This is a genomic window from Anabaena azotica SJ-1, assembly GCF_047275885.1.
Lineage (GTDB): Bacteria > Cyanobacteriota > Cyanobacteriia > Cyanobacteriales > Nostocaceae > Trichormus_B > Trichormus_B azotica_A.
This window is the reverse complement of the sequence record NZ_CP178454.1, coordinates 3193283-3214065: the sequence shown is the minus strand read 5'-3', so window position 1 is coordinate 3214065 and position 20783 is coordinate 3193283. Positions and strand designations below refer to the sequence as shown.

At 39.7% G+C, this 20783-nt stretch carries 21 protein-coding genes; 8 read left to right on the top strand and 13 right to left on the bottom strand.

Going from position 1 to position 20783, the window contains the following annotated elements; translation table 11 throughout:
* Nucleotides 1–25: 25 nt before the first annotated feature.
* Nucleotides 26–664 carry an Rpn family recombination-promoting nuclease/putative transposase gene (locus tag ACLLO5_RS14245; RefSeq protein WP_413171174.1) on the bottom strand — a complete coding sequence of 213 codons (639 nt, stop codon included), beginning with the start codon at nt 662–664 and terminating at the stop codon, nt 26–28.
* A gap of 244 nt (nt 665–908) precedes the next feature.
* Here ACLLO5_RS14245 and ACLLO5_RS14240 point away from each other — a divergent pair, with 244 nt between their 5' ends.
* Both ACLLO5_RS14240 and ACLLO5_RS14235 read left to right on the top strand, forming a co-directional pair.
* Entirely contained in the window at nt 909–1841 is a 933-nt protein-coding gene (locus ACLLO5_RS14240; RefSeq protein ID WP_413171173.1) for a hypothetical protein, read from the top strand.
* Between the two features lie 246 nt (nt 1842–2087).
* Nucleotides 2088–2327 (top strand): hypothetical protein, encoded by a 240-nt coding sequence (locus ACLLO5_RS14235; protein WP_413171172.1) that lies wholly within the window; start codon nt 2088–2090, stop codon nt 2325–2327.
* An 88-nt stretch (nt 2328–2415) separates the two neighbouring features.
* Here ACLLO5_RS14235 and ACLLO5_RS14230 read toward each other — a convergent pair whose 3' ends face one another.
* From ACLLO5_RS14230 to ACLLO5_RS14215, 4 genes are read right to left on the bottom strand one after another with little or no spacing between them, the layout of a single operon-like run.
* Nucleotides 2416–2673 (bottom strand): hypothetical protein, encoded by a 258-nt coding sequence (locus ACLLO5_RS14230; protein ID WP_413171171.1) that lies wholly within the window; start codon nt 2671–2673, stop codon nt 2416–2418.
* A gap of 30 nt (nt 2674–2703) precedes the next feature.
* Entirely contained in the window at nt 2704–5202 is a 2499-nt protein-coding gene (locus tag ACLLO5_RS14225; protein WP_413171170.1) for a tetratricopeptide repeat protein, read from the bottom strand.
* Nucleotides 5178–5645: a hypothetical protein gene (locus tag ACLLO5_RS14220; protein ID WP_413171169.1), complete on the bottom strand. Its 468-nt coding sequence runs from the start codon at nt 5643–5645 to the stop codon at nt 5178–5180. The genes ACLLO5_RS14225 and ACLLO5_RS14220 overlap by 25 nt, the downstream gene beginning before the upstream one ends.
* A gap of 16 nt (nt 5646–5661) precedes the next feature.
* A complete protein-coding gene (locus ACLLO5_RS14215) occupies nt 5662–6123 on the bottom strand; it encodes a hypothetical protein (protein WP_413171168.1) in 462 nt (153 codons plus the stop codon).
* A gap of 40 nt (nt 6124–6163) precedes the next feature.
* Between ACLLO5_RS14215 and ACLLO5_RS14210 the strand changes: the two genes are divergently transcribed.
* The 4 genes from ACLLO5_RS14210 to ACLLO5_RS14195 all read left to right on the top strand — a co-directional run bounded on the left by ACLLO5_RS14210 (nt 6164) and on the right by ACLLO5_RS14195 (nt 11804).
* The gene (locus ACLLO5_RS14210) at nt 6164–8617 is read left to right on the top strand and encodes an endonuclease MutS2 (protein WP_413171167.1); all 2454 of its coding nucleotides are present in this window, start codon (nt 6164–6166) and stop codon (nt 8615–8617) included.
* 233 nt (nt 8618–8850) lie between these two features.
* On the top strand, nt 8851–9459 hold the full coding sequence (locus tag ACLLO5_RS14205; RefSeq protein ID WP_413171166.1) for a DUF3038 domain-containing protein: 609 nt from the start codon (nt 8851–8853) through the stop codon (nt 9457–9459).
* Nucleotides 9460–9546: 87 nt separating this feature from the next.
* The gene (locus ACLLO5_RS14200; protein WP_413171165.1) at nt 9547–11148 is read left to right on the top strand and encodes a DUF4335 domain-containing protein; all 1602 of its coding nucleotides are present in this window, start codon (nt 9547–9549) and stop codon (nt 11146–11148) included.
* 377 nt (nt 11149–11525) lie between these two features.
* Nucleotides 11526–11804 (top strand): YiaA/YiaB family inner membrane protein, encoded by a 279-nt coding sequence (locus tag ACLLO5_RS14195; protein WP_413171164.1) that lies wholly within the window; start codon nt 11526–11528, stop codon nt 11802–11804.
* A gap of 49 nt (nt 11805–11853) precedes the next feature.
* Here ACLLO5_RS14195 and minE read toward each other — a convergent pair whose 3' ends face one another.
* The 7 genes from minE to ACLLO5_RS14160 form a co-directional block, all read right to left on the bottom strand.
* Nucleotides 11854–12156 carry a cell division topological specificity factor MinE gene (gene minE, locus ACLLO5_RS14190; protein WP_413176092.1) on the bottom strand — a complete coding sequence of 101 codons (303 nt, stop codon included), beginning with the start codon at nt 12154–12156 and terminating at the stop codon, nt 11854–11856.
* A gap of 35 nt (nt 12157–12191) precedes the next feature.
* Entirely contained in the window at nt 12192–12998 is an 807-nt protein-coding gene (gene minD / locus ACLLO5_RS14185; protein ID WP_413171163.1) for a septum site-determining protein MinD, read from the bottom strand.
* A gap of 49 nt (nt 12999–13047) precedes the next feature.
* Nucleotides 13048–14070, bottom strand: coding sequence for a septum site-determining protein MinC (minC, locus tag ACLLO5_RS14180; protein WP_413171162.1), 1023 nt, complete (start codon nt 14068–14070; stop codon nt 13048–13050).
* A gap of 125 nt (nt 14071–14195) precedes the next feature.
* Nucleotides 14196–15518 carry a four-carbon acid sugar kinase family protein gene (locus ACLLO5_RS14175; protein ID WP_413171161.1) on the bottom strand — a complete coding sequence of 441 codons (1323 nt, stop codon included), beginning with the start codon at nt 15516–15518 and terminating at the stop codon, nt 14196–14198.
* Nucleotides 15515–15970: a DUF29 domain-containing protein gene (locus ACLLO5_RS14170; protein ID WP_413171160.1), complete on the bottom strand. Its 456-nt coding sequence runs from the start codon at nt 15968–15970 to the stop codon at nt 15515–15517. The genes ACLLO5_RS14175 and ACLLO5_RS14170 overlap by 4 nt, the downstream gene beginning before the upstream one ends.
* Nucleotides 15971–16037: 67 nt before the next feature.
* Complete coding sequence (locus tag ACLLO5_RS14165; RefSeq protein WP_413171159.1) at nt 16038–16700, bottom strand: hypothetical protein; 663 nt, start codon at nt 16698–16700, stop codon at nt 16038–16040.
* Nucleotides 16701–16775: 75 nt separating this feature from the next.
* A complete protein-coding gene (locus ACLLO5_RS14160) occupies nt 16776–17237 on the bottom strand; it encodes a DUF29 domain-containing protein (protein ID WP_413171158.1) in 462 nt (153 codons plus the stop codon).
* 271 nt (nt 17238–17508) lie between these two features.
* Between ACLLO5_RS14160 and ACLLO5_RS14155 the strand changes: the two genes are divergently transcribed.
* Entirely contained in the window at nt 17509–18204 is a 696-nt protein-coding gene (locus ACLLO5_RS14155; RefSeq protein ID WP_413171157.1) for a DUF4082 domain-containing protein, read from the top strand.
* 246 nt (nt 18205–18450) lie between these two features.
* On the top strand, nt 18451–18906 hold the full coding sequence (locus tag ACLLO5_RS14150; protein ID WP_413171156.1) for a DUF29 domain-containing protein: 456 nt from the start codon (nt 18451–18453) through the stop codon (nt 18904–18906).
* Nucleotides 18907–18975: 69 nt separating this feature from the next.
* Here ACLLO5_RS14150 and ACLLO5_RS14145 read toward each other — a convergent pair whose 3' ends face one another.
* Nucleotides 18976–20565, bottom strand: coding sequence for a glycoside hydrolase family 57 protein (locus ACLLO5_RS14145; protein WP_413171155.1), 1590 nt, complete (start codon nt 20563–20565; stop codon nt 18976–18978).
* Between the last annotated feature and the right edge of the window lie 218 nt (nt 20566–20783).

Here is a 20783-nt window from a genome sequence, read left to right as displayed (position 1 = left end):
AATCACTTCCCAGATTTTAATTTTTTTAATCAGTATTTTGTTGTAACCATGTTTCTAAATCAGCCATAGCAGAAAAATCAAAGATACTTTCTCCTAATGTTTCTAATTGAGGACTTGATAACTGGCGAATTTGTGATGCAACTTCTAGATCTAGATTACCAAAACGCTTTGATAATTGGCGAATAATTAAATTAGCTTCACCTTCTTGTTTACCGCGCTGTTCACCTTGTTGTAAACCTTCTTTGAGAATTTGTTGATACCAGGGTGATTCTCTTAATACTGTCATATCCCACCTCATGATTTGTTGAACTATTGGTATTTCTAGGACAAATGATGCAAAAAATGATAACAAGGGTTCTAAATCGCTTAACTGTTCATTTTCCCGGAGTTTAATTACTGCTTTTCTGACAATTGCTTCTTCACCACCTCCTTTGAGAACTGGTACAAAGGGTAATAAACTTGATAAATTTTCTGCAAATACTAAACTAGCTTCAATCTCCCATAGATTGATTACTCGATAGTCTTGATAAGTCTTCATTCCCATAAATTCTTGTTGATAGAAGTTGGGAATATTGGGTGTTTTGACGTGGGGTAAAATATTGATCAGTACGGGATAAATGGGTAAGTTATACCGTTCCCTGGCTAAAGCTATATAAGCCGTCATTCTCAGAGGAACTTTCTCGTTATAACGCAATTGTAGCTCATTGAGAATTAAAAATTCACCTTCTGGGTTTTCGGCTTTAATCAGTACGTCATTATCGCGGCTTATCCATTGAAATTCTGTTCTTAATTGAGTTAGTATGATTGTATCATAAATATCTCATGGCTTTTGTTTTACTCATCAATAAAATGATAAATTGATTAGAGGTAATTAACAATTATGAAATTCATTAAATTCATTTAAATTCATGACTCGTTTTATCCATGACCAATTCGCTAAACAATATCTGACAGAACTATTAACACCTTATGGTCAAGTAGATATTAGTAAAGATATTACTTCAGAGGTCAGACAAGTTGATATCCTATTTACTCCCACATCACCATCTTCAGATAGAATAGAAACTCTAGGACTGTTAGGAAGAATGGCCACTTATGCCAATTATGCTATATTTGAGCCATTCCGCAATCCTGTCAGTAAAAGTGAAATTCGCAGTTGTATGGGTAAATTATTTGATATCCATGCAGATTTAGAAAGGCAAGCTAAACGCAATAATACGCGAATTAATGAAGAGGAATTACCCTATTTATGGATATTGACTCCCACAGCATCAGAAGACATCCTAGAAAGTTTTAGTGGCACTATTAATGATAAAAATTGGAGTCAAGGAATTTATTCTTTGAAAAAAGGATTAAAAACAGCTATTATCGTCATTCATCAACTACCCATGACATCAGAAACACTATTTTTGAGGGTATTAGGTAGGGGAAAAGTACAAAGACAAGCGGTGGAAGAATTAGAAGCACTAGCTAATAATCATCCATTTTTGGAAGATGTTATAAAATTAGTACATGACCTAATTGCTTTGTTATCTGCACGTCAAGAAAAAGAAAAGGATATTGATCAAGATGATCAGGAGTTGATTATGAAATTATCAGAAATGTATCAACAACAATTAGAACAAATTAAACAACAAGTAGAGTTGCGAGGAATTGATAGAGGTATCCAAACCGAACGTCGCGCTATGGTTGAAAGTATCCTACAGGTAAGGTTTGGAGAAATAGATTCAGAATTAGCTAAGATTATTGACCAGGTAATTTCTATTTCTAGGGAAGAATTTACTCCGATGCTGTTAAATTTATCTCGTGAGGAATTGTTGGCTAGATTTAAACTTGATTAAACATATCAAAAAAATAAAAGAGGCGTTTTATGCAACGTCTCTTTTAAGAGCTTGGTTGAGATTACAAACAGGAGATTATAAGCATGAGGATATAAAGTTATTAGAACATGAATATTTTGCATCTCGGTTTGAAGGAATATTTAAAACAGATTATCGTACTGCCCATAATGCTACACTTAAATCAGGGAGAATTTGGACTCCTGAATAAAGAAAATCAATATTGGGTGAAAATTATAGGAGAGTTTTATGGCTTTTTATGTAATGTTAGTTAAAGTTAATGAAGATGATCAAGGTGTTACTTATAATTTCGGTACTGATCCCGAACATTTAGGTAAAGTTTATCTTGATAAACATAATGAAAAAGTTCAAGAAATTGAAGCCATTAATATTGAAAATTATCAGCATATTTTTACAAGAGCAGTGGTTAAATTACGTCAGCATTGGAAAGCAGGTAATTTTCCCGATCATACTTGTTGGGCTTCTTAAAGATAATATAGCGGTTCTTGCTTGAGTGAGATACAAGAACCCCACCCCCAACCCCCTCCCCGCAAGCGAGGATGGGGCTATAATATTTTTAATCTTCATCATCAGAATCTTGTTGTAAAATAAGACTATGCAATCGCTCATATTCATCCTCTAGTAGCCACATTTTAGCGGCTTCATAATTGTCACTGGTAAAGATAATTTTATAGTTTTGTGCAGGGTTATGGATACAGAATTTTCCTGATTGTTCTTTGACTAACATCAGAATATAGGGAGGAGATATTAGAGTATCTACCCAGATTTCTGCAAATTCCCATTCAGTTTGTTGTTTTGATGTTTGTTGCAGCATTTTCAAAATTTGGAAGTTTAAGAAAGTACCTTAACTATTCGCCATTTTTTGCACACGGTTAATAATTCCCTTCACTGTTTCTGCATGGGGAGATTTGACAAGTTGCAATATCTCTAAAGACTCCTGTAAATATTCCAGTCCAGTATCAAAATCTCCTTTTTCATCTGCTAACAACTGTCCCAACATTGCTAAAGTAATAGCTTTTCCTTGCACATTACCTATGCTTTCTTCAACTTCTAAAGACTCTTGGTAGAGGGCGATCGCATCTTCTATTTTCCCTGTGTTGGCGTAGATACCAGCTAATTGGTGTAAGGTAGCGGCTTTTCCTTGCACATTACCTATGCTTTCTTCAACTTCTAAAGACTCTTGGTAGAGGGCGATCGCATCTTCTATTTTCCCGGTGTTGGCGTAGATACGACCTAATTCGTGTAAGGTAGCGGCTTTTCCTTGCACATCCCCAATGCTTTCTTTAAGTTGTAAAGACTGTTGGTAGAGGGCGATCGCTTCCTCTATTTTCCCTGTGTTGGCGTAGATTATAGCTAATTGGTGTAAGGTAGCGGCTTTTCCTTGCACATCCCCAATGCTTTCTTTAAGTTGTAAAGACTGTTGGTAGAGGGCGATCGCATCTTCTATTTTCCCTGTGTTGGCGTAGATACGACCTAATTCGTGCAAAGTAGCGGCTTTTCCTTGCACATCCCCAATGCTTTCCGTAAGTTGTAAAGACTGTTGGTAGAGGGCGATCGCATCTTCTATTTTCCCTGTGTTGGCGTAGATACGACCTAATTCGTGCAAAGTAGCGGCTTTAATTTCAACATCCTCAATGCCTTGAGCAATTCCTAAAGACTGCTGGAATAGAGCAATTGCATCCTTGATTTTTCCCGTATCGGCGTAGATAATTGCTAGGTCATTAATTATTCTAGATTTCTCTATTTTGTCTCCTGTTGGACAGAGTTCTAGTGCTTGTTGATAATATTGCTGTGCTTGTTTAATGTATCCAAGTTGTTGTTCAGACCGTGCTAGTTGATGCAAAATGCGATAGTCTTCAATATTGTTTAAGGTTGATTTGCAAATATTTAAGGCTTCACGAAATCGGTTTTCGTTATTCCATTTACTTGCCAAAGCTGATCCAACTATTGAGGCAATTTCCCCTTGTTTCCCCAGCAACGCTAACCGATGAATTTCTAATCTTTCTTCTTCTGTAGAAGTTTCCGCTTCTTCCCACCACAGACGATACAACACTTGCGCTGCTTGTTGATGCAAGGTTTCTACATCAGTGGGTAACTTCAAAGGTAAAATTCTCGGTACTCGCAAAGACTGATCAGGACTAACTTCCAACAATCCCAAGGCCACCGCCCGATTGATATAATTATCTAAATTGGGGATATTTTCACAAACTGCGGTTAATGCTTCTCTAGGTACTGGTAACTCAAACACCAAACCCTGTGACAACATCTCCTGCATCGTTTCATCCATTTGTTGCAACAAAGCTTCAGCTAAAACCTCTTTTCGCAACTCCACCGGATCAACTTCTAGACGATTGAGAATTACAACTTGGTCAACTGTGGAATGTTGCCAAATTTTATTATCCAACCATTCCAACAAGCGGGGATTACCATCAGCTAACCTCTTCGCTTGCGATTTCAACACCTCATCTACCTGAGATTTTGCCCCAAAAGCAACAAGACGACTACACTTTTTTCTTAAATCTGCCCCCCGCATTCCCTCCAACGGTTGTTTATAGAAATACTGCAACTGGCTAAATTCAAAGTCATAACGACAAGTGATAATTAAACGATGATTGGTGTAGGTTTCCCGAATTGCCCAAACCAAAGCCGTTAAAACCTCCGCTGATGCTGTTTTAAGGACAAAGCTATCCTGACGAGGTTCTAAATTATTCTCAAAATCATCCAACACCAACAAAAACGGCTTTTCCCCAGCGTCCCACAATTGCTGAAATACCCGCTTGAATCTAAATTTCAAATCCTCATCAGGATTTTGTAGCTGTTTCCGTTGTTCGTCATCATCCAACTTGTCCGTCAACTTATTGACTAAACTCGGTGCATCAATTTTCCCCACCAACACAACACGCTGAAAAGTTGGTAGTCTGTCACAAAGTCTAGCTGCTAAACTACTTTTACCTAAACCACCCATGCCATAAATTAATACTCCTATTTCTTCACTCGATTGTGTCAGCGTCCTTAAACAACTTTGCAACTGACGACGACGACCGACAAAACTCTCACGGGTGGGAACTTTCACCCTTCCCGCAGGATCTAAAAATTCCGTACTCACAGAAAGCGGTGGTGCTGGTTTCCTTCCCAGAGTCCGCAATGGTGTCACCAATTCCCCTGGTAAACTATCGGCTGCATATAATCGTAATAAATGCCAAGCCCGCGCTTTGTTTTTGATTAATGTTTGATAGGTACTGGCAACTGCTTCGGTGATTTGCTTTCCGGCTGCTAATTCTTTATATAATGTCGCTGCGGCTTCCGTTGCATCAGATTCTAAAACTTTTTGTCCCCATCCCAAAACGGCAAAACTTGCAAAGCGCGGTTTTCTGGGTTTGTCTCCACAGATAATGTTTTTACAGAGTCTGATGATACCCACCGTACAGGAATAATTGACCGTTGCACCAAAAAGCTTTTACCATCGTGCAGAACTTCCCAAGGTAAATGGGCGAGTTTTTCGGCTGTAGCGATCGCTAAAATGATTCCTTGACGCTGATATTGATTGATGAGTTTTTGTAAACAGCGATCGCTCCCATCTAACCAGTTATACAGCCGTAACCCTGTAACTGCGTAATCTTCAGCAAATGAGGAAACGTAATAATCTCTTTCTGCTAACTCGATTAAATCGGTAATTTCGCTCAAAGGGAGCGATCGCTTTTCATATTTGTTGTAATTATCAGTAAAGTACCGTAACTCTACGTAATTACCTGCAACCGCTTTCAGGTCAAGGTGGAGAGTCTGCACGTGATAATTTTAAGATTTAAGATTCTAAAATTTGGCGAATTTGCTCAATTGTGGCATTTTCTAACAGCAATCGTCTACCGTTGCGGCCGACAATCAGAACTTTAGCAATCTTTTTACCAGACTGATTTTGTTTATACTCTAAATACCATTTGCGAATTTGTTCAGCAATAGCGATCGCACCACCAACCAAACCAACTATAGTTGCAACTGTGGTAATGACTGCCTCTTTTTTCACTTCTTCCGAATCTATGGCATAGTTACCTGTTATACCTTCTATCGCTAAAAGTTTCTCTGTAGCTAGAATTGCATCTTCACCTTCAATAGAAAATTTAATTTCTGTCATAAATTCACCTAGAAATATCACTTGATTATTAAAATACCATTGTGATATTAGAGGCAGAGCCTCGATAATGGCATTCCCAGCCGGAGACTGGGAACGAGGGAAAATTTCATCATCAAAAACTTCACTTTCTTGCAACCAGAATTGTTACCATATTTTCAGATTAGATAGTGAAGCCTTGATCCAGTCTGAAACCTTAGAATTACTAGAATGGCATCGCCTCTGCCAGCACCTTTCCACCTTTGCGGCAACTAAGTTAGGGGCGATAGTTGCCCGTGCCTTGCCGATACCGACAACTCTAGAGGAAAGTAAAGAGTTGTTAGCACAAACCAAAGAAGTCTACCAACTGGAAAGCCGGCTGACACCAGGGTTATCCTTTGAGGGCATTCAAGATATTGGTGATTCCCTAGAACGTGCGGAATTGCAAGGAATTTTATCAGGAGAGGAACTGTTAGCGATCGCAACTACCCTGTCCGGTGCCAGAAATTTACGTCGGGTAATTGACAATCAGGAAGATATACCCATCTTGACTGAGTTAGTTGCTGAGTTGCGGACTTACCCGGAATTAGAGCAGGAAATTCACCGTTGTATTGATGAAAGAGCGCAAGTTACAGACCGCGCTAGTCAAAAATTAGGCGAAATTCGCGAAGATTTGCGGAAATTACGTGGTCAAATTACTCAAAAACTGCACAATATCATTCAAGCAAAATCGGGAGCATTACAAGAACCAATTATTACTCAACGAGGCGATCGCTATGTTATCCCCGTAAAAGCACCACAAAAAGACGCAGTACCTGGTATTGTTCACGACACATCTACCAGCGGTGCAACTTTGTATATCGAACCTAATAGCATTGTCTCAACGGGCAACCAACTGCGCCAAGCCATTAGAAGAGAACAAGCTGAAGAAGAAGTTATTCGTCGTAACTTAACAGAACAAGTCGCCGCAGTTAAACCCGATTTAGAAAAGTTATTAGCAATTGTCACCACCTTAGACATAGCCACAGCCAAAGCCAGGTATAGTTTCTGGATAGGTGCTAATCCGCCCCGGTTTGTAAATCGTCAAGAACAAGAAATAATTACCCTGCGGCAATTACGTCATCCCTTGTTAGTTTGGCAACAACAGCATGAACAGGGACATCCAGTAATTCCTGTTGATTTATTAATCAGTCCCCACATTAAAGTTGTCACAATTACCGGACCAAATACTGGTGGTAAAACAGTAACTTTAAAAACCTTGGGATTAGCTGCCTTAATGGCCAAAGTGGGTTTATTTGTTCCTGCCCGTGAACCAGTGGAAATTCCTTGGTTTGACCAAGTTTTAGCCGATATTGGGGATGAACAATCTTTACAACAAAGCTTATCGACATTTTCCGGTCATGTTCGCCGCATTAGTCGGATTTTAAATGCTTTGGGGAGTCAGGAGTCAGGAGTCAGGAGTCAGGAGTCAGAAGGCAGGAGTCAGGAGGTAAATATTGTTCCCCAGTCCCCAGTCCCCAGTCCCCAGTCCCTAGTCTTACTTGATGAAGTGGGTGCGGGTACTGATCCGGTAGAAGGTAGTGCATTAGCGATCGCTCTCCTTCAATATCTCGCTGATCATGCCCAGTTAACCATTGCTACTACCCACTTTGGAGAATTAAAGGCTTTGAAATATGAGGATATTCGCTTTGAAAACGCCTCAGTAGAATTTAACGAAGCCACCCTTTCACCAACTTATCGGTTATTGTGGGGTATTCCTGGACGTTCTAACGCCTTAGCCATTGCCTTACGTCTGGGGTTAAAACCAGAAGTGGTAGAAGTTGCAAAAAGCCAAGTCGGAGAAGCAACGGATGAAGTTAATCAAGTAATTGCTGGTTTAGAAGCACAACGGCGCAGTCAAGAAACTAAAGCGGCACAAGCGCAAGAATTATTACGCCAAGCCGAAAAATTATACACAGAAGTTTCTCGAAAAGCTACAGCTTTGGAAGAGCGAGAAAAAGATTTGCGTGCTTCCCAAGAAGTAGCAGTACAACAGGCAATTATCCAGGCAAAAGGAGAAATTGCCCAAGTAATTCGTCGTTTACAACAAGGAAAACCCACCGCCCAAGATGCCCAGCAAGCAACCAAAGCATTAAGTGAAATTACTGAAAAATATCAACCAGCACCACCACCCAAACCCAAACCAGGGTTTATGCCCAAAGTAGGCGATCGCATCCGCATTCCCAAATTAGGGCAAACCGCCGAAGTTTTAACAGCCCCCAATTCAGATGGAGAGTTCAGTGTGCGTTTTGGCATCATGAAAATGATGGTGCAATTACAAGACGTAGAATCCTTAGACGGGCAGAAACCAGAACCCATTACTAAACCCAAACCAGCCCCAGCCGTTACCCCACCACCAGCACCCGCTTTAGCCATTCGTACCTCGAAAAATACCGTTGATTTGCGCGGAAAACGGGTAGCTGATGCCGAATATATCTTAGAAAAAGCGATTTCCGAAGCTGAAGGACCTTTATGGATTATTCATGGACATGGTACAGGTAAATTAAAGCAAGGAGTTCACGCTTTTTTGCATCAACACCCCAGAGTCAGCCACCACGAAAGCGCAGAACAAGCAGATGGCGGTACAGGTGTCACTATTGCTCATCTGGAATAAGTGACAAGTGACAGGGAACAAGTGACAGAATTTCAATTGAAACATAGATAGCAAGAGAGTTTCACACCTGACTTGTGACTCCTGCTCTATCTTAGCTTCCGCCTTCTAGCTCCTGTTTCCTAGCTCCTGCCTTCTGCCTTGCAAAATGGTATAACTATGGAAAACCAATAATTTTTCTGCTTATTTCGTTTCAAAATGGGTAACAGCAACAGCCTCTATTCGCCGGATCACCTATGCTAAAAGTTATGCAATCGGCCGCTAATTCAGCCACACCGCATTCCCAGTGGGACGATTTAACTCAGTTTGCGCCCCCAAATTCAGTTCAATGGGATAATATCAAAACCCAGTTAGATTTGGTGCTGTTGGCGCTAGAGACTTTAACTGGACTTGGTTCTGATGCAATGCTTTCGGCGGCGATTAGTTTAAATTTAGAGACGAAAGTCCCTGATCGAGTAGCTTTATGGCGACTACGTCAGTCTAATCCCATACGCAAAGGTCAAGGAGGGCGAAAAAAACTAGATGTAGAAGAAGCGCGATCGCTAGTTCTGATTACTTGTTATCTTGCCAAACAGCACCAAGAATTAATTCGTCGTGCCGTAGGGCTATTAGAAAAAATAGCAGCAAAAAATCAAGAACCTCATCAGAATTCTTTACTGGGAGATTATATTGATGCTTTCTGCAATACCTATCAAGAGCGCATGGAAGAAGATGAAACAATCTCCACAGAATTGCTGACTAATTTAGCATTAAAACTGATGGTAGATTTGCTTTTTTATAGTGCCTCTGGTGGACATCGCCGATTGTGGTTAGCACTAATAGACCGTTCCACAAAACAAGTTTAGATTTTCGATTGGAGATTTTAAATTACTAATCAAAAATCAAAAATCAAAAATCAAAAATTTATCTTTGTCCCCCTTGCAATTCCAGCTATGCCCAGACCAAATTCTGTCATTCGTCGCTACACACCCCCTACTTGCACACTAGAAATATTGGCACAAAATTCACCTTTATCAAAGTGGATGGGGCAAACTGTCATTAAGCAATTGCGTTTTCAGTTGCATTTTGATGATCCGACATTACCAGAAGAAAGTAAAGTCCCAATTCAGGGCGATCAGGATCAGCTAGAAGCTTTATGTCATGCTGTAACCCATTACACACAAAAACTTTTACAACAATCAGCAGATAATTTTTGTTTCAATTTTTTAGAACCGCAAAAATCAAATACAACATCAGAACAACCAGAATTAAGTGAAGTTGCCTCCGCCTCATCATTACCTAAAATCCCAGATACTTCTGGTATGAGCATTCTAGAGGCAACGATTTATGTAGAAGCCAGTGATCATTTAACTCATAAACTATTTCTCGGTTCTCTTGGCAACGCCACATCTGGGCCTGTAATTCAACTTACTTTATTACAATTATTTGATTTGGCAAATGCTTTAGATGAATACTCAACTGATGTCATCACATTACCAAATCTCAAAAGTGAAAGTTCTTTTCCCAGTTTGCCAAGTTGGACACCAATAGCGGCAATGATAGTATTAGCTCTGGGTTTAACTCCCTTAACCTGGCATTATGCTAATAACATTAGGCAAAATAACGAGCAAACAGCCAAAAAACCAGCTACAACGGCCGATCAAATTGCTCTTGAATCTTCACCCTCTTTAAATAACCCGCCCACAGGAATTAACACTCCAGGGATTTTGCCTACTCCCCCAAACAATACGGCTACACTACAAATCCCCAATTTAGATCCCCCTCCTCCACCGATTGATCCAAGTTTAACTGCCAAGCCGCTGGATTTCCCTAATGCAACTGTCCCAGCAACAAATCAAACATTACCGAAAAATCTGACCATACCGCAAACTACCAAGCCTGTTATTTCTAGTAATCTAGGACTACCATTACCCACCACACAAGGGAATCTCCCACAAAACTCGACAAGAGTGATTACCCAAAGTGGAATTAATTCTACCAATCGTCAAAATTTACCTCCCACAAATACCAGTAGTTTCTCTAATATCCCCTCTAATATCCCTGCGTCTGTTGCTAATTTACCTAATGAGACTCAAGCTCAAGCTTCTGCTCCCATAACTTCTCAACCAGACTCACAGCCATTAAGTCAAACAACGGATTCCTCTGGTGCAACTTCTTCTCTAGCAACTGATGATAATTTAGTAGCAAAATTGCGATCTGCAAAAAACTCTTCCTTACCGACAGATGTAGCAGCTAAGGAAAATACATTATTTGATATACCTCAAGTAGCCGAAGCTAGAGAATATTTGCAAAAGCGTTGGCAGCCTCCTGCTGGATTTTCCCAAACATTGGAATATAGTTTGATGTTGGGTGTTGATGGGTCTGTTGAGCGCATTTTGCCCTTAAATCGAGCCGCCAGAGAATACGTTAATAGCACGGGCATTCCAGAAATTGGTAAAGCTTTTGTTTCTACTAATAAATCTGGGCAAAATATTAAGCTCCGAGCAGTTTTTAGTCCAGATGGTAAAGTACAAACTTTTCCAGAAACACCGTAAAGATTGTAGGGGCATAGGGGAAGAAAACATATTACCTTCTGCCTTCCGCCTTTACCTTCTGTAATTTAGGGCTTGTTTAATAAACCTAAAACTTTAGATATAAGAAGAGTTTGAAGATTAAAAAAGGTGAATCAGGTGCAAGATTATTCTTATCTTCTTCTAATTCTTCCTCCTGACTCCTGACTCCTGACTCCTGACTCCTATTTATTATGCCACTTGTTAAACTGGTACAATATTTTCACCAGCATTTGCTTAATTTGCTGGTTTTTTAAACGGATTCATTCAGCACAGTTGCGGAACTGGACTGTTATTATAGACACCCTTCCTGGCACTGCATTAAATTTAACTGAAAGTGCGTTAGCCAAAAAGAAGGGAATATGCAAACATCTCAAAAAGATAGCACTGCTTGGGTTATTCAAACATGGGCAGCTTTTCTCATTTCTATTTCTATGACAACTTTCGGTGTTGTCAATTTGCCTGTTGATAACTGGGTAAAAGGTTTTATGGGCATGGGTTTGGCTTTCTCTGTTGGTTCAACTTTTACTTTGGCTAAAACCACCAGAGATTTGCATGAAGCCAAAAAATTAACTTCCAGAATCGACGAGGCAAAAGTTGAGAAGTTGCTGTCGCAACATGATCCTCTAACGCTGAAATAGTTGGTAATTAGGGAAGTTTCACCTTTTTCCTAACTACCAGGTTACGTTTTTATTCTGATGTTATCTCGCTAGGTTCTAGTTCATCTGTAGCTTCTTTTACCCTGCGGATGGGTAAATTTGCGATTAAAGCTGTTGTACGTTGGTTGCTTTCTAGGGAAAACTCCAAGCCATCTGTTTCAATTTCCACGTAGCGACAGACTATTGCCAAAATTTCTTGGCGCATTTTTTCCAAGGTTTGGGGGTCTAAGTCGGCGCGGTCGTGGGCTATAACTACTTGCAGACGACGTTTAACTTGAGTGCGACTGGTGTCAGGTGTGCGAACAAACAGTTTTTCTAAAAGTTCAAGGATCATTGCGGCTAGGTCTAAGGCGAAAACTGGAAAATAAGTTAAACAATCTTTGTCCACAACAATTTCCGCAAGCGGGAAAAGATGTTGTCGTTGGGTGAGTCAAGCTCAAGAAATTCAACAGTTTGCCCTTCTAACCTGCGAGCAATGTTTTCAAAGGCTAAGGCAGCTATTGAGGGGGTGTCTGATAATACTAAAGGTTCACCACGGTTGGTAGATACTATCACACGCTCGTCGTCAGGGATTACCCCAATTAAGGGGATGGCGAGAAGTTCCTGAACATCCTGCACAGACATCATATCATTTGCCCGCACCATTGCGGGTCTGATCCGGTTAATTATTAAATGAATCTTTTTGACACCTTGTGCTTCTAGTAAGCCTACTACTCGGTCAGCGTCGCGGACTGCGGAAATTTCTGGGGTGGTGACAATTAGGGCTTCTTTGGCTGGGGCGATCGCATTTTTAAACCCCATTTCAATGCCTGCGGGACTATCAATCAGTATATACTGGTATTTTTGTGCTAGTGCATTGACCAGCAGTTTCATTTGGTCGGGAGTGACGGCATCTTTGGTACGATTTTGGGCAGCTGGTAGCAGCACAAGATTGGGTTGTCGCTTATCTTTTACCAAGGCTTGATCTAAACGACATTCTCTGGCTAAAACTTCTACGGCTGTGTAGACGATACGGTTTTCTAGTCCTAGCAGCAAATCTAAATTTCTGAGTCCAAAGTCCGCATCAACTAGGGCTACTTGCCGACCTAGTTTGGCTAAAGCCATACCCAAATTTGCGGAAACTGTGGTTTTACCCACTCCTCCTTTACCGGAGGTAGTTACAATAATGCGAGTCATAAATAGGAATTGCGTTCTATTAGGCGTTGTGGAAATAATACTAAATATCTTAGAGGCTTTGATTAATTTTACTTAACTGATTGCGAGAAAAATCCGCTGCTTTGGCGATGCGAATTCCTTGGGGTGTAATGTGTGCTACTTCTGGAAAAAATTGTGTCAGTGATTTTTCTGGCGCTCTTGCTACTGCATCGGCAATTCGCAGTTGGGTTGGTTCCATTTGCAAAGCCATGATTATACACTCACGATTGCCTGTGGCTCCCGCATGAGCTACTCCCCGCAGCCGCCCCCACACAAGAATATCTCCATCTGCTACTACGATACCACCAGGATTGATATCTCCTAAAATAATCACTGTTCCAGGATGACGAATTTCTCCACCAGAACGCACTGTCATTTCTAGATACAGGGCATCTGCTAGAGCTTTGGGGGTAGCCTGAAGATCGGTAGTAAAAGATGTTTGTAGTTGTATTTGTTCTACAGAATAACCTAATGTACAAGCTGCGATCGCTGTTTGCCTCCGACTAGTGGCAACTGATTTTAACTGAAGTTGGACTTCGTTTAAAGTTTCTTCTAATTGTTGTAGTTGTCTGCTGTCTAACAGGCGGTCTTGTGCAACTAGATGTACTATGGTGTTAGGTATCCGTAAGCGATCGCTACCATTAAGACGCTGTTTCATTTGTTGCCAAATCTCTGACCAACTGACTTCGGAAGCAGGTACTTGAGATTCGGCTGGCAAAATTAATAACAGTCTCCCCTCCTCTGTTTTTAACTGGACTTGAATATTATGGTTAATCTTTTCTTCTAATAATCCTAATTCATCATTATTTACATCAGTTAAGTCAGAATTTGTACTAACAGCATTAGCTTGTAAATAAAGGAGAACTGAATTTAACTCAGCATTGGGGATAATAGAATTATTATCTGTATCCTCAGTAGAATCTGCTTCTAGATTGGCAGTTTTGGCAATCTTTTCTTCTACATCAGCTTGTTTAGAAATGGATTCTGCATCAGGAAGTTGAGAATTTGAATCCTGTTGAAAATCATTTGGGGAGTTGGTAGAATCAGAATTCATTCTTAATTAGGTGACAGGTGACAGGTGACAGGTGACAGAGAAGAGAGCAGGGGAGCAGGAAAGAATAGTGTATTACCTCTTCACTCTTGCCTATTGCCTTCTTCTGCTGATAACTGATAACTGAATTATTTTGTTGTTAATCTTTCATAAATTGTAGCTAAGGCATCGGCATTACCGACATTACCGGGAAAAAGTACCACTGGTAAGTTAGGAAATTGAGGATGATCAGATGGTGTAATTACCATTGAACAACCGGCTAAAATTTGACCCAGTAATCTGGCTGAAGTTAAGGCTAATCCCGTACTCAAAACATCGTTAGAAGTAATCCCACCTTTGCTAATCAAAAATCCTATATCTGCTGGTAAACCCTGAACAATATCCATTAATAAAGCCGAAACTTTTGCCCCAAAGTCTAATCTCGTTTTGATATCTTTAAAGGTCAATTCTTGACGACTAGTATAAATTACAGGTGTTTTTCCTGAATTATGGACTATCTTGATTTCTGCTAAACTTTCATTCAGCAATTCAACAGCTTGATGTTCTCCATCATCAAGTAACCTAGAGACATTGATTTCAATTCCTATTGTTCCCTGGGTTTGTAATAAAGACTCTAATTGTTGAGTCGTCTTTTTTACGTGAGAACCAACAATGACTGCACCTGGTTTACCACCACGTACATATTCTGCCATATTTTCAGCAGCGATGGGTTGGGGAGGTAAGGCAGCTAAAGCGGTTAAAATACTGGCAGCAGAACGGAATAAAAAGCGTTTTCCTTGACTTGCGGCTGTTAAGATATCAACAGCAAAGGTGTTAAGATCCGTTTGATTTTCACCGTCTACAACTCCACACTCATTATCATGGAGTTGCAATAATCTTTCTAAACTACCACTACGAATATCTGAAAGTAAAAATCTAGTTACAGTATCTTCTTTAATGCGTCCTTTAGTTTTTTCTTCTACATACTTGGGTAGGTAGCTGTAGTTGTAACTAAAGACAGAATCACGAGCAAATTCTGTTTCATGGACTGGGGTGGGAACACCATCAATAATTAAATAATGGATGCTATCGCGGGTAATTCTTCCCCCTTCAAAAAATGCGGGGACGAGAAAATGAGCATCAAAGGGTCCGAGTTCTTGGGCAATAACATCGGTTTCTATGGGATAATGTCCCCGTAAGGTAGAATCAGAACGACTAACGACGAGAAAATCGTCTATTTGTTCTGCTGCTAAGGCGATTTTCAGGTTATGACAAACTTCTCTGGTAACGGTTGCGGCTGCTTCTGGGGTCAGGGAACGAGTATTAGTTAAAATAAAGAAAATGGGAGCATCATCTTTTAACCCTAAACGCAAGGTTTCTACGTCCCAACGCATCAACAATAAGCAACTGTGGACAGTTTGAGAACCTGTTGGATCATCATCTAAAACGATTATTTTGGGTTGGTTATTCATAAGTATGTAAATGGTGGTAAATATTCTACATCTAAAATTTGTTCAATTGTGTAAGGGCAAGTTTGGGGAAAACAATTTAAACCACTTTTTTTCTTGGCTTGCCGTGCTGCATCATTATATACTTCATCCAGCACGGTTAAAAAATAATTGTAGAGGTTTTTTGATTTCGTTAATTTCCTAATTTCTACTCGAAAATTATCAATTTCTACTTCCCAATGATTTTTACAATCAGGAAGACTCCAGTGTTGATACAATAGCAGATGCTTGAGAAGTTGCAATAAATAACTTTCTAGTTTGTGTTTTTGTTCATTACCCAATGTGGCAATTTCTTCAATCAAATTCTCCCAATCAAGATTTTCTATATCTCGTGCTTGTAATTGTTGTAAAGTTGTTTCTAACCATTGGGGATAATCCTGTTCATAAAGAGTTTGACTCAATAATTTAGATATCATTTAGGATTCTCCTGATTGAATATACAGATTAAGGTTTAGGCATGGAATTTGTTTAATAAATTTATAATTACACTTTTCTGAGTTTTCTGATTTCTGCTTGTACGTCTAAAGCAATTTGCAATGATTGATTTAGTAGTCGTGCATATTCACCAGCTTGATTACTAACTTCTAAGGTTTGCAGATTGGCTAAATTGTTTACTACTAAGTCTTGGTTGTTAGCAAGCAGTTTTTTATTATCGCGCAAAATCCGTTCACTTTTTAAGGCACGAACTAAATCTTCTCGAATCAGTTGCAGTGCAGATATTACTTGTTCTCTGTCGCTAATGCTACTTTGGGAGTTGCCAGAGGTGGCCAGTTGGTCATTAATATCTATAGCTTGAATGACAGCGTGATATTTATCAACTTCGTCGAGGAGGATTGTTAATGCATGGGGACAGGTTTTTTTTCGCCAGAGCGATCGCCCCACAACCACGGCAATGGGTACAATAATCAGTAAAATAACGCCCAATTTGTTGGAAGATCCCAGTGTGGGCAAAATTATAAAAGCATAAATAAAGCCGACGATAATCGGTGTCAGTGCTAAAGCTACCAAACCTTCATTAAAGAAAAACCCCATACGCTTTTCCTTATCTGCCATAATTGAGGGTCTAAAAACGTCTTCTGGATCAAACCCAGTTAAGCGCCTTAGTTCCCCTTTGCTAATTTCTAAGCCGATTAAATCTGGCTGCACCGCTAGATACTCCTTAAGTAAGGGTGATTTGTGTATCTATTTTAGTCCGCTTTACCGTGATGATTGCAGCTATATTCACCGAAACCAGTTTTCATCTAGGATTTGTTCTAATGAACCTATGGGGATAAGAGGGAATATGTCAATAGCAAGTTGCGATCGGTCAGATGCTTCTTTTCTTGCATCTTGATAACATTCATCAAATATTTCTAAAATGTAAGGTTTTAAACTAGGACTATCTTTGAGTTCATCTTTTATTTCTCTGCGAAATGTTCTAATTTCCCCTTGCCAATGTCCTTGATTACGTTCTCGTTCACTATCCCAACATTTGAGTTTTAGTAGATGTACAAGCAGCTTTCTTAATAAACTTTTAATTGCTCGTTTTTGACTTCTACCTAGAGTTTCTAATTCTTCTAACAAATTCTCTAAATCAACAGCGGAAAACTGTCCTGTGCGAAGTTGGTTAATGGTTGTTCTCAGCCACAGGTAATAGTCTTGTTCGTATAAGGTTTGAGTTGTTGGGTCTGTTGATGTAACCATATACTGACGAGGATTTTTCTATTTCTTTTATTTTAGCTTAATAGACATCGACCGAATTTAAATATGCTGTTTCCAGAACCCTTGTAGAGACTATCGCAACGTCTCTACATCCTTCTTTGGAGATGTCTAATTTCTATGAGTTGCAAGTCAGAAAAATCTAATTTACTAAAATTTATTAAGTACAAGACTATGTATCAAAACTAAAATGTCATATTGTGTAATATATAGAGTTAAACAAATTACGCGCTACAAAATAGGATACTCGTAAATCATGAAAGCTCTTACCCCTCCCATAATTGCTAAAACTCTTTCTGTCACTAGTTTTGCTGTCATCACTGCCACTATTTCGTCTCTGGCTATTACCCAACCTGCTCAAGCTCTATCTGCACTCAGCTTTAGCAGTACGGGGTTTAGTAGTACTTTGACTACATCAACGCGAGGTTTTGCTTTTAATGTACTTAATCCAAGTGGTATTACTGTTACTGATTTGTCTTTTTTTGATGAAAACTCTGATGGACTGGCAGAAAGTCATGATATAGGACTATGGAATTCATCAGGAACTCTACTAGCATCTGGGACTGTGAGTGCTGGAACCACCAATGCTTTAGTGGGCTTTTTTCGTACAGTAGATATTGCTGATACTTTTTTAGCCCAAGGTAATGGCTATGTTGTAGGTGCAGTATTTTTAGTTGGCAGTTCAGATAAACAAGCAATTAACTTTGTGGGTTTAACCACACCTTCAGATATTTCTTATGTGGGAGGAAGATTTATTAATAATGGAGTGGCTAGCCTAACATTCCCTACATCAAATTTGGCTAGTGGTATTCCCGGAGGCAGCTTTGAGTTTACCCCTGGTGCTACCACTCCTGTACCCTTTGATTTCAATCCTAATATCAGTTTAGTATTGCTAGGTGGTGGATTAGTTTGGCGTAAACTCAGCAGACGTAAAGCCTCACGTACAGTATAAGTTTATATAGCTCATTAATAGACATCCCTGACAATTAAATATGCGTTTCCTAGAACTTTTGTAAAGACGTTGCAGGCAACGTCTTTACATTCTTTTTCACCAGATGTCTAATGAAGAATGCGATCGCTTTTTTTAGATTAACTTGATGTATACAGAGATCGCTTCGCCTATGGGAGAAAATTAAAACTTCATTTTCCAATTTATGATAAGCTATTAATTAACCCTTATTCTAAAAATGAGGTATTGATGCAACCTATATTAACTACCTTATTATCTTCTCTCTACAACCAAGATTTTCATCTTTGGGTAGAATCAACAATTGAAATATTACAAAAAAAAAGATTTGAAGAATTAGACCTAGAAAATCTAATTTCTGAAATAGAAAGTATGGGGAATAATGATAAAAAATCAGTTAAAAGTAACCTGAGAATTTTATTAATGCACCTGTTAAAATGGCAATATCAACCAGAAAAACGGACAAATAGCTGGCGCACAACTATCAAAGAACATCGTAACCGGTTAGAAGATGATTTTGCCGATAGTCCGAGTTTAAAGAATTATTTTTTAGAAGTATTTAATGAATGTTATCAAAAAGCCAGAGATTTAGCAGCCTCAGAAACAGGTTTATCTATATCTGTTTTTCCAGTAGAGTTTCCTTTTGATCCTAATTTAGTTCTCAAATCTGATTTTTTACCAGAATAGCAGAATTTATGATATATGAAATCGGACAGCCCCAGGGCGGACAAGATGCCCACCCCAGATGATTTTTAGCTAAATAGGACGGTAAACTCGATAGTTAATGTTGGGGAAAATATTATCCATTAATTCGACCTTTTCCAACCAACCACTATCAACTTTCCCGATTTTCACATCTTCATACAGTTTATTAAACCGCATTAGGTGCGATCGCGTTCTTCTCACTGCATAGGGAACCATTGTTCCTGTCCGCATAATAAACGCCCAGTCAGAAGATTGTGCTAATAATAACTCCCGCGCTGCTTGATTCAAAGCTTTCCATTGCAACTCATCCTCTGGTTCCAACTTGGAAATTTCAATCATCCGTTCCGCAGCCTTATGTAAATGCGGATAAATCCAGACATTGGTATTATTCAACCAATATTCATGGAAACCCTTATAACCCCAACTCGACTGAGAAGGACGACAGACTTGTTGTGTTGGGTTAGCCCGCAAATAATCAGCTAAATGGGTCATTTCATAAGTTCCTTGGTCATACCATGACTTACGGAACAAATAATCAATAAACCAAGGACCCTCATACCACCAGTGACCAAATAACTCTGCATCATAGGGAGAAACAATCACCGGGGGACGACCCATAATCCCATGTAAGTGTTCTGATTGGCGCTCCCGATTATACATGAAGTTAGCAGCGTGTTCTGCCGCCTTTTCCTTTGCCCAGTAAGGATCATAAAGCGCCTTATCAGAAAGACCTAAACCACGTCCGGTAATTTTATGATACTTAATCCCAGTATTTTTGCGCTGACCGTTGGGCATAATGTAGGGCTTAATATATTCATATTCAGCTTCCCAGCCCAAATCTTTGTAAAATTCGCGGTATTCTGCTGCACCAGGATAGCCTACTTCCGAAGACCATACCTGTTGAGAAGATTCATGATCTCGACCAAAAGCAGCGACACCAGTTTCTGTGAAAATTGGGGCATAAGTACCATAACGGGGACGAGGACGGGCGTATAATATGCCATGTCCATCAGTAAGGAAATAGCGTAAACCCGCATCCGCCAACATTCGCTCTACGCCTTCATAGTAGGCGCATTCTGGCAACCAAATGCCTCTGGGTGCTTGTCCAAAAGTTTGCTCGTAATGTTCACAAGCCACCTGAATCTGCGCCCACACAGCTTCTGGATACATTTTCATCAGCGGCAAGTAGCCATGAGTAGCGCCGCAGGTGATAATTTCTAAGTTATTAGAATCTTGGTACTGTTTAAAAGCTGTAACTAAATCACCGTCGTATTTTTCCCAAACCTGACGGGCTTCATTAAATTCAGTGGCGTAATGTTCAGCTAAATAGCGTAAATGCCCATTATGAATATTACGCTCTGCTTCTAATTCTATTAGTTCTTCTAGTTGAGCTAGATGTGCATCATAGCGTTCTTGCAGCAAAGGATCACGCAGCATTGACACTAGGGGCGGTGTCATACTCATCGTGATTTTAAAGTCGATGCCATCTCGCTTTAAGCCTTCAAATACTTTCAATAAGGGGATGTAAGTTTCGGTAATGGCTTCATATAGCCATTCCTCCTCCAGCACGTAGTCACTCTCTGGGTGACGAACGAAGGGCAAGTGGGCATGGAGTACAAGCGCAACGTAGCCTATAGCCATAATTATTCTGGGGTGTTCCTGTAAATTGAAGGTCGAGAGTTGGGCAGAAATTAACAATATTTTAAGACTATATCGGGATCATCACAGTAGTTTTATCAGTTATGTTTATAAGTCTGTTGGGTTGTGGTGATCTGGACAAAAATAGCTACCAGTTGGCTACCTTGCTACATCAGAGGTATCCGCTAAAAGGATTGAAAATAAAGAGCTAGTAAAGTATC